Source organism: Streptomyces sp. NPDC057543 (assembly GCF_042801895.1).
Classification (GTDB): Bacteria; Actinomycetota; Actinomycetes; order Streptomycetales; family Streptomycetaceae; genus Streptomyces.
In genome coordinates this window covers 1-9263 of sequence record NZ_JBHVFF010000317.1, presented here as the reverse complement: position 1 = coordinate 9263, position 9263 = coordinate 1, and the positions used below count along the sequence as shown (strand labels likewise).

The following is a 9263-nucleotide window of genomic DNA, read 5'->3' as shown; positions in this document are numbered from 1 at the left end:
CCGTCGCCTCGGCGAACCCGCCGTGGCCCCGCGAGGCGGACCATCCAGCCCGAGCTGGTCCCCCGCGACTTGATCCCGGCTGCGGCAGCCCTGAACAGCCTCAACGTCAACATCGCCCGCGCCATGGGGCCGACCCTGGCCGGACTGCTCATCGCCGCCAGCGGACCCTTCGTGGTTATGCCCAGGCCGTGTTCATGCCGCAGACGGGATGGGCGCTACGTCCCGACGATTTTCTGGTCACGCGGATGTTGGAGCTCGGCGCCGTGCACATGGACGATCTCGCTGTCAGCGTGGGAGTCACCACGCAAGATCTCCCAGACGCCGCCTTCGATCCCGTGCTCGTGCTACTGGCTCGACTCGCCGCTGGACGGCACGGCCAAGCCGCGTTGCTAAGAGCGTTGACTCGTACGGAGCGAGCATCCGCGGCGATCAACGCCATCTGACCGACCTCGACACACAACGCTGATCACTTCGAAGTTCAGAGAAGCACGCATGCTCGTGCTGGCAGGGGGTGCGGTAGGCCCTCCGCCAGCGCCCGGAGCGACGTTGCGCAGGCTGAAGTGGTCGCGGAAGTCGGCCCATTCGGCGGCGCCCGACCGGTCGATTGGGGAAGGGTGCCAAGGGTCCGTCATGGGCCCGGATTTTCGCACAATGCAAGTCTCAGCAGGGGGGTGCAACCCTCTTCTGAGTGAGAACGGGTTCTGAGAACCGATCCGGGATCAGCGGGGGTTCGGCGGACCGTTGTCGATCTCGCTCCGGCAAAGGAACGTTTGTGAGAGTAACCGCGCGTGCGACTCTGGCCCTTGCTTGTTCGCTGGGAAGTTCACCAGGAGGCCAGCCTCGGGGATCAGAGGGCCGGCCGTTAACGGCTGGCCCTCTGATGATGCGGCGTCGAGCTTCGATCGATCAACCCGAGTTCGCCGTGTCGCCGGTGCCGGTTCACCCACTTCGACGCCGTTGCTCGGGAAATCCCCATCTCTGCGGCGACATGCGCATTCGGACGAGTCTTGCAACGCTCGATCAATCGGCGGCGACCCTCCACGGACAACGGTGCGTTCGCGTGGGTCATGGTGTCGTCGAGGCCGTCCGGGACGCATGGTGCCGTGCGCCGGTGACGATGAGCGAGACGTTCTGCCCACCGAAGCCGAAGGAATTGCTGAGCACGGCCTCCTGGGGGACGTCTCGTCGCTCTGCGACGACATCGAGATCGATGTCGGGACCGACGCCGGCCGCGGTGAGGTTACGGGTCGGCGGGATGACGCCGTGCTCCACACTGAGGACGGCGATGAGCGCTTCGATCGCGCCGGCTGCGCCAAAGAGATGACCGAGCGCCGCCTTGGGGGCTGTCACGGTGGCGCGGCCGAAGACCTCCCCGATCGCGTGCGCCTCGGCAACGTCGCCGACCGGAGTCCCGGTGGCATGGGCGTTGATGTGGCTGATTTGTTTGGGAGCCAAACCGGCTTGCGCGAGGGCCTTCCGCATAGCCGAGATCTGACCGGAGCCGTCGGCAGCGGGCGCCGTGATGTGGTGAGCGTCGGCGGCGATCCCAGCGCCAGCGAGCACCGCGCGGACGCGCGCGCCCCGGGCGCTGGCATGCTCGGCGCTTTCCAGCACCACGACAGCGGCGCCTTCACTGAGGACGAAGCCGCTGCGGTCCGCGGCGAACGGCCGGGACGCAGAAGCGGGTTCGACGGTATGCCGCGACAGTGCTTGTGCCTGGGCGAAGCCGGCAACGGTGATCGGTGTGATCGCGGCCTCGGTCCCGCCCGCGATCACCACGTCGGCCTCGCCGGCACGGATGAGCCTGGCCCCCAGGGCGATCGCCTCAGCACCGGAAGAGCACGCCGAGACGGGCGTGTAGACACCTGCCCGTGCACCGTATTCGATACTGATCAGCGCCGCCGCCGCATTGGGCATGAGCATCGGGACCGTGCGTGGCGAAACGCGCCGTGTCCCGGCCGCCTCCAGTACGTCGTCTTCCTTCAACAGCGTCCGTACGCCCCCGATGCCCGTGCCGATCGCCGATGCGAGCCGGTCCGGGTCCACCTCCGGGGCACCGGCATCGGCCCAGGCTTCGGCCGCCGCGACCAAGGCCGCCTGCTGCGAGCGGTCGAGCCGCCTGGCCTGCACCGGCAGCAGCAACTCGGCGGGGTCGATCGCCATCGTCCCCGCGACGGTGTCGGGAAGGCCGGCATCTTCGTGGCCACGCAGGACGCCGCCGCGGATGCCGGACTCGCCGGCAAGCAGGGCGTCCCAGGTGGACGCCACGTCTGCCCCGAGTGGTGTGATCGCGCCGAGTCCGGTCACGACGACTTCAGTCCGGTGCATGCCCCTCAACCTTTCTTGTATGCGATACAAGCGAACACCCTTGTTGTATCACATACAATTTCGCTGTGGAGAAGAAGCGAACCGAAGCTCGAACAACGTTGGCTCGGTCGCGTGACCGCGGTCGCGCGACGAGGCACCGGCTGATTGAGGCAACTGCACGGCTCTGCATGGAACGGCCCGGCGCTGAGGTGAGCGTCGCGGAGATCGCGACCGCGGCAGGCGTCTTCCCCAATCAGGTCACCTACCACTTCGGCTCCAAGGACTCGCTCCTCGTGCACGCCGCCTTTCTCGGCTTGCTGCACGACGCCCGACGGATTGAGCGCATCGGTCGCCAAGCCCCCGATGCGGCGACATTTCGGCACAACATCGCCCGCGCCGTACTGGCCATGCCCTCGCTCCCGTCAGTCACGCGAGCACTCGCCGCCGGGATCTCCAAGCCCGAACTCGCCCCCGTGGTCGACAAGCACCTCCAGTTGCTGTTCCGGCAATCCGAGCGCTTCGTGAGCCAGCTCATCGACAGTCGCGGCTGGAGGGCCCGTCGACCGCTCAACGTGGAAGCCAGGACGTTCTGGAGCACCGCGCTCGGTGCAGTGCTGCTCGTCCGCGCCGGAGCACATGGCACCGTCGCCGACCTCGACCTCGCCGGAGCATTGACCATCCACGACGAACCCGATCCCAGTTAGCTCAGTCGAACAGGCCGGCGACGACGTGCGCGGTTCCCGCCCGACGGTGGCCTTGTCGCGGTCGGCATGTTTGCCGTCGCCGACGAAGTCCACTGCTGCGGCTAGTACAAGGCGTCAAGAACCTGCTTGCAGGCAACAGTTAGGACCCGGACGCCCCTGGGCGCGGTCCGCCGGCTGGCCCGCGCCCGGCGACGTCGCCCCGGCCGCACCCTCCGCCGCCGCTCGGGCGATTTTCGCCTCCGGCGCGGTGCGGGGGCCGGGCACCGCCAGGATCTCGGGCTTCCGGCTGGCAACGTAGTAACGCACCACCGCGTAGGAGTCGTCCGCCCCGTGCTCCTCGACCAGCCGATGAAAAATCCGGGTGATTGTGTGCCGCTGCTTGCGCAGCGCATCCAGATCCGCCCGCAGGATCTCGTCGATCACCGCCTTGTACGGATCCCGAGTCGTAGCCCGCGGAGGCAGCTTCCTGCGAGGCTCCGGCCAGGACGAATCCAACGCCTTCCGCACCGTCCGCCAGGTCACGCCGTGCTTGCGCTCAAGCTCCCGCATCGACATGCCGCCGCGATGGTCACGCCGGATCGCCGCGTACAGCTCGACCTTCGACATCTGCGACATGACCAGCACCTTTCACCAAGAGCATCCCGATGCTGCCCTGGCAAGAGCCCCCGTGCCTCCCAAACTCAGGCTCTGGCTCACTTTCCGTGGAGGGCTGACTGACCGTAGCGTCGACCCCCTATGACCAGCAGTGAGAGGCTGACGTGAGCCACTACTACGACTTGGGCGACCAAACCCTGTGGAACCCGTCCAACGGGGCGTCCCGGCTGTTCCTGAGCCAGGTCACCGTCTATCAAACCGAAGTGGGTCTGCCATCCGGCATCGGCCCCATGGAAGCTGACGAGTGTCAGATCGACCCCATCGCATTCGCAGCGTTCGTCGACGCCCTGCTCGCCTGGCATAGCAAAACCAGGCACGCCATCATGGCCACCCTGTCCGAAGGGTTCGTTGCCACGGTGCTGGCCTTGGCTGAGAAAGCGAACATCGAGGTGAACTGGCAGGCGGCCGAGCGCGCCGAGAGCCGCTATCTCAAGACGGCTTCGGATACCCATGCAAAGGAGTGGACAGCCGCACTGCAGCAGAAGTCACACGAGCTCACCCGACACATAGCGACCTGAGGCTCGTCTGCCAGCACCTGCGGCAGGCTCGCAAGCGTTGCCCTACGTGTAGAGCAGGACACGCTTGCGGAGGAGATCGAAGCCGGCTCGGCCGAACATCTGGCGTTTGAGCATCTTGATCCAGTTGACGTGTCCTTCGACCACGCCGGAACTCCAGGGCAGGGTGAGGCCAGCGATGACGGCGTCCCGGTCGCGGTCGATGCCTGCGGCGAGGGTGTGGAGGGCGGCAGGTCGTCTTGCCGGACGGCGTCGAGCCACTCCGACAATCGCTCGCCCTCGCGCTCGATGAGCATCTGGGCGAAGGACCGGACATGCCCGGTGAGGGCGTCCAGCTCCCTACAGTGGGCCAGCACAGCCTTGAGTCGTAACTGTTCGCTCTCCGTGAGGCTTTCGGGGTGTCGCAGAATCCATCCGGAGACAGTTCGAGGGGACGGCGGCCTGGCGGAAACCGGTCCAGGTGAAAGGCGTTTCTCCCGCAGATAGGCGCGAACTCGCTGGTAGCTGCCCTTGTAGCCGAACGGCACGATCTCCTCCCACAACGCCCAGGCGTTGGCGTATCCCTGGTTCCAGCGGTCGTCCAGGTAAGGCTTGTACTCGTCGAGGACCGTGGGGCGATTTTGCCACTGCCCCTGGAAGAGGTCTTCAGGAGCAACGGCGTCTGCCAAGCGCTTGACGGTGCGGTGAGTCATGCGGAGCTGGCGACCGATCGAGCGTCGGCTGTGGCCGGCCTCCAGCAGCGTGTGCACGATGGCATGCCTGTCCCGAATGCGGTCGGCGAACCGGTGCCCTGTTGGCCATGGCGAGCCGGTTGTCTCGGAAGGTGAAGCCACGACCGCGGACTCGGCTGGTTCGCGAGCCAGGACCCCGAGGCAACTGCGGTGCTGGGCCACGCATCGCTCCGCCGCCTCACTCGGGTTGTGCCACAAGTGCCACCTGTCTGCGACTTGGATCGCCTGGGGCGCCCCGACGGTGACTCCTTCCGCGAAGAACGGCGCGCGCTCGCGGCAAACGACCTCAATGCCGGGACGCTCAACCAGCCGCGCGGCCAGGCTGGATGCTTTCCGATCAGGCAGCAGGTCCACCGGGCGCCGGGTTTCGACGTCGACCAGAACCGTCCCGTAGAAGCGGCCCTTGCGCGTCGCGTACTCGTCGACGCCGACCACCCGCGGCACCGGTGGATCGGGATCGGGCAAGGCCTCGACCAGCCGGAGCACAGTGCTGCGGCTGACTGCCACTCCGAAGACACCAGCCAAGTGGGCGCCCGCCCGGCCGGCGAGCGCGAGGCCGACCGCAGCCAGTGTCGACCGCAGCCGCTTGGTCCACCGGCCGTACCGCCGCGTCAGCCCGGCTATCCGTTCGACGAAGGTCCGCCGTTCGCACGACGCGTTCCCGCAGATGAACCGGCGGACCCGCAGACACAGCCGAACCCGCTTCCCCGCACTGGGTACGTCAGCAGGAAACCGCAGATAGGAGCTGTGAACCCGCTCCGACCAGCCTTTGCACCCAGCGCAGTTGGCCCCGGCCAACGTGCATCGAGCCTCTATCAGTACCGCCTCATCGTTCACGTCGACCGACAGCACCGCGATATCCACGATCGACGGGAACAGCAGCTCCTCCAGCCGGAGCACCGTCTCCCCCACGGACCCAAACTCTGAGCCCATCCAAGATCGCCACTGATAATTTTCAGGCAACTTCCCGACGGCCAGGATGGCCTCCAACCGTCACCCACGGCGCACGCTTCACGGAAAGTGAGCCAGAACCCATTACTGCTCGATAAAGCCAGCGGATCCGGCGTATCGCGTCGACGAGAACGAGGCGGAGCCCACAGCGAAGATGACGGCAAGTACGGTGTCGTGCTGGACGGCGAGAGCGACGGCCAGGGTGGCCGTGACAGCTGCAGCCACGACTTCGGCGGTCAACGCGAGACAGTGTCTCGCGCTCTCGGTCGGTTGTCTCAACACCGGCGTGTCCAGATGGTCGGAGGGATGGGGATGCATCCGGACCCGAAGCGTGTCACGCCAGAGTTGACGGTCGTGCACCTGCCTCTTGCCACGGCGTATCCGGCGACCGTCGTGAAGTACCAGAGGTATCCGCGGACCGCCACGATGGCGTCCGGCACTCGCGGGCGGCGACGCTGTCGCCGGACCGGGTGGAGAGGCTATCCGCCATCGGCATGCGCTGGGGGCGTAGCCGTACGGACCAACGCGCGGGGGGCTGGGCTGTTGCCCAGCCCCGCCCTGGGAGTACCCGCCCGGGCGGGAGTGCTGGCAGCCACTGCCAGGACAGCCCGGAGGAGTTCATCTCCTGCTGGGGCGCTGGGTAAGGGGTCCAGATCGTTGGTCGGCACGAGCAAGGCCGGCTCGATCAGCGGCAGGATCCGACACACCGATCACGTCCGCAACCGCGCGCCGGGTGACCCGTCTCTGCCTGGCCGTGTTTGAGGGAAGTTCACTGATCGTTACCGCGTCAGAAGTGGGGTGTATCTACGCTCCTGGCTGCCATGAATGGACGCGAAAGCACAGTGGAAACACCACCGTTCGCATTTCCGGTGAGCTTGGTCGCGATGTCGGCCGGTGTGCTGTCGCCCTAACAAGGAAGCACCAGATGCGCATACCGCGCTCAAGCATTCGAGGCCTGATGGCCTCGGCCCTGCTGGCATGCATCGCCCTTCCGGGTGCCGTCTCCGCTGCTGCGGCGACCCCGGACGCCGGGTCTTCGGACGCCAAGTCTTCGGTTGTCGTGGGATCCACCGCGGTTCCCAGGCCTGACCACGTGGTCATGGTGATGATGGAGAACAAGGGCTACGACGACATTCTCAACAACCCGTCGACCAAGCCCCAGGACCAGGTGCCGTACATCAAGTCCCTGGAAGCCCAGGGTGCGTCGTTCACCAACTCGTACGGTCTCACGCACCCGAGCCTGCCGAACTACTACTCGCTGCTGTCCGCCTCGGACATCGTGAAGACCAGCGACTGGCCGGAGCCGCAGTCCGTCGACACCGACAACCTGCCCAACCAGCTGGTGACCCACGGGTACACCTTCGCGGACTACGCCAACCAGGGCAAGCCCACGCAGTGGCTCCGCTATAAGAATATTCCGGGTGTCCCGGGCAACCTGAACCCGATGGACAAGCGGCAGGAGGACTTCCCGACCACGCCGGAGGGGTTCGAAAACCTGCCCAACGTCTCCTTCTACGTGGGCAACGGCCAGCAGAGCATGCATGACGGGACCCTCGCGCAGGGCGACGCCTTCATCAAGAAGACCTTCGACTCGTACATCCAGTGGGCCAAGACGCACAACAGCCTGTTCGTGCTGACCTGGGACGAGGACGACTTCACCCCGTCCAACCACATCCCGACGATCATGGTCGGGCCGATGGCCAAGGCCGGCGAGTACAGCGAGCACATCACGCACTACAACGTGCTGAAGACGCTGCTGGACATGTACGGCCTGGACCACATCAACCACACGGCCGACCCGGACGTTTCGACGATCACTGACGTGTGGGACACGTCGCGGACCGAGCGCCTGGAGGGTATGGCCGGGCGATGTCTGGAGAACCACCAGACCGACCCGGCGGAGCCAGGCAAGCTCGGCCTGTGGCACTGCGAAGAAGCTGCCAACCAGCAGTGGGTCAGGCACGCGGACGGCACGATCCGCAACGCCGACAAGTGCCTGACCGCCACCGCTGACGGGAAGACCGGACTCGCCGACTGTGACGGCACCCCCGTGCAGAGCTGGCAGCCCGAGACCAATGGTTCCCTGCGCAACCCGGCATCCGGCCGCTGCCTGACCGTCCCCGGCTCGGACATCGCCAACGGAACCCCGGCGGAGCTGCGGGACTGCGACGGCACGACCAGCCAGAAGTGGATCGCGCCCGGCTACAACGCGCACAACTCACTCACGGTCGACAGGCCTTCGTTCGTCAAGCCCGGCGGCACCGCCACGGTGACGGCCACCTACACCAACGACGTCAGCCCCGTGGCGCTTTCGCAGGCCTCCGCCAACCTCACCGTGCCCAGCGGCTGGACGGCTAAAGCCACCTCGCCCACCACGGTCGCCACACTCAAGCCCGGCCAGTCGGTGAAGACCACCTGGGCGGTCACCGCCCCGGCGGACGCAAAGTCCGGTGACCAGGCACTGTCCGCGCAGGCCACCTACAAGAACGCGAAGAGCAGTGACGAGGGGGCCAGTACGATCCGCGTCGGGTACAACCCGGTCGATGCCACCGCAGCTAATCCCGCGGGCCTGGATCTGGTCGCCGGGCACTCCACATCTGTCCGGGTGAATGTCACCAGCAATACGGCCCGCAGCACGGACGTTACGGTGCAGGCGGACGTGCCGTCCGGGTGGACGGCAAGCGTGCCGCAGCCCGTTTCCCTGAATGCGTGGGAGTCCAAGACCGTCACGTTCTCCCTCACCCCAGCCAAGGACGCGTTCGGCCGTGCGACGGTCACACTGTCCGTCAACGGGGAGTTCCCCACTGCGAGCAGCACTGTGTCGGCGACCGTCGGCAAGCCGATCACGATGGTCGGGGAGACCGATGCCAGCAGTCATGAGTTCGCGCTGAGCCCGAATCGATACAGTGCCTATCCGTCGACGTTCCCTAATGACGTCACCTTCACTGCGGGTGTGAGTAACCCGGCCACCGATTGGAGTTACATCCAGCCCGGGCCTCTCGACACCTGGGCCAAGAGCAAGTCGCACACGTTCACGTTGAGCTTCAATCTCTCCACTGCGCCGAGCAGCGATCTGACGTTCACCGCCTGGCTGGAGGACACCCACCCCACTGCGCCGCCCGCGCTCGCGATCGGACTCAATGGCGCCGCGGTGAGCAACGTCCAGACCCCGGCCGGCGGCGGCGGTGGCACCTCATCGGCTAATAACACCAAGCCGTCCACGCTGAACGTGACCCTGCCCGCCGCCAACCTGAAGGCCGGCGACAACACCGTCACCATCACCACAACCGGCGGATCATGGATGGTCTACGACGCCTTCGCCATCCGACAGCTCCCGTGAACCGCACCAGCTGACAACTCGCCAAGTCTGCCGCACGCGGCCGCTGACAAGCGTCGGCAGC

8 protein-coding genes and 2 pseudogenes are annotated in these 9263 nt (G+C 66.5%); 5 read left to right on the top strand and 5 right to left on the bottom strand.

Going from position 1 to position 9263, the window contains the following annotated elements:
* Window positions 1-165: pseudogene (locus ACFU8Q_RS35195) on the top strand (MFS transporter); the annotation flags it as partial.
* 23 nt (window positions 166-188) lie between these two features.
* Window positions 189-443, top strand: coding sequence for a hypothetical protein (locus ACFU8Q_RS35190; protein ID WP_384462304.1), 255 nt, complete (start codon window positions 189-191; stop codon window positions 441-443).
* Window positions 444-868: 425 nt separating this feature from the next.
* Here ACFU8Q_RS35190 and ACFU8Q_RS35185 read toward each other — a convergent pair.
* Both ACFU8Q_RS35185 and ACFU8Q_RS35180 read right to left on the bottom strand, forming a co-directional pair.
* Window positions 869-1069, bottom strand: a pseudogene (locus ACFU8Q_RS35185) (helix-turn-helix domain-containing protein); the annotation flags it as partial.
* Entirely contained in the window at window positions 1066-2328 is a 1263-nt protein-coding gene (locus ACFU8Q_RS35180; protein ID WP_384462301.1) for a beta-ketoacyl-[acyl-carrier-protein] synthase family protein, read from the bottom strand. The gene ACFU8Q_RS35180 and the pseudogene ACFU8Q_RS35185, both read right to left, overlap by 4 nt.
* Window positions 2329-2393: 65 nt before the next feature.
* Here ACFU8Q_RS35180 and ACFU8Q_RS35175 point away from each other — a divergent pair, with 65 nt between their 5' ends.
* Window positions 2394-3011: a TetR/AcrR family transcriptional regulator C-terminal domain-containing protein gene (locus ACFU8Q_RS35175; protein WP_384462298.1), complete on the top strand. Its 618-nt coding sequence runs from the start codon at window positions 2394-2396 to the stop codon at window positions 3009-3011.
* A 114-nt stretch (window positions 3012-3125) separates the two neighbouring features.
* Here ACFU8Q_RS35175 and ACFU8Q_RS35170 read toward each other — a convergent pair whose 3' ends face one another.
* Window positions 3126-3626 (bottom strand): hypothetical protein, encoded by a 501-nt coding sequence (locus tag ACFU8Q_RS35170; RefSeq protein WP_384462296.1) that lies wholly within the window; start codon window positions 3624-3626, stop codon window positions 3126-3128.
* Between the two features lie 143 nt (window positions 3627-3769).
* Between ACFU8Q_RS35170 and ACFU8Q_RS35165 the strand changes: the two genes are divergently transcribed.
* Complete coding sequence (locus ACFU8Q_RS35165) at window positions 3770-4183, top strand: DUF6086 family protein (protein ID WP_384462293.1); 414 nt, start codon at window positions 3770-3772, stop codon at window positions 4181-4183.
* On the opposite strand, the gene ACFU8Q_RS35160 is transcribed toward ACFU8Q_RS35165, so the two are convergent.
* Together ACFU8Q_RS35160 and ACFU8Q_RS35155 are read right to left on the bottom strand one after the other, a co-directional pair.
* Window positions 4090-5823, bottom strand: a complete 1734-nt coding sequence (locus ACFU8Q_RS35160) for an ISL3 family transposase (protein ID WP_384462290.1) — start codon at window positions 5821-5823, stop codon at window positions 4090-4092. The genes ACFU8Q_RS35165 and ACFU8Q_RS35160 overlap by 94 nt on opposite strands.
* A 123-nt stretch (window positions 5824-5946) precedes the next feature.
* Complete coding sequence (locus tag ACFU8Q_RS35155; RefSeq protein WP_384462287.1) at window positions 5947-6087, bottom strand: hypothetical protein; 141 nt, start codon at window positions 6085-6087, stop codon at window positions 5947-5949.
* Window positions 6088-6961: 874 nt separating this feature from the next.
* On the opposite strand from ACFU8Q_RS35155, the gene ACFU8Q_RS35150 reads away from it, so the two are divergent.
* Complete coding sequence (locus ACFU8Q_RS35150) at window positions 6962-9202, top strand: alkaline phosphatase family protein (protein ID WP_384462284.1); 2241 nt, start codon at window positions 6962-6964, stop codon at window positions 9200-9202.
* The last annotated feature ends 61 nt before the right edge of the window (window positions 9203-9263 follow it).

What these genes read in the sequence shown, in the direction of transcription:
- ACFU8Q_RS35180 (WP_384462301.1), bottom strand. Translation starts at nt 2,328, where the DNA reads ATGCACCGGACTGAAGTCGTCGTGACCGGACTCGGCGCGATCACACCA.
- ACFU8Q_RS35170 (WP_384462296.1), bottom strand. Translation starts at nt 3,626, where the DNA reads ATGTCGCAGATGTCGAAGGTCGAGCTGTACGCGGCGATCCGGCGTGAC.
- ACFU8Q_RS35150 (WP_384462284.1), top strand. Translation starts at nt 6,962, where the DNA reads ATGGTGATGATGGAGAACAAGGGCTACGACGACATTCTCAACAACCCG.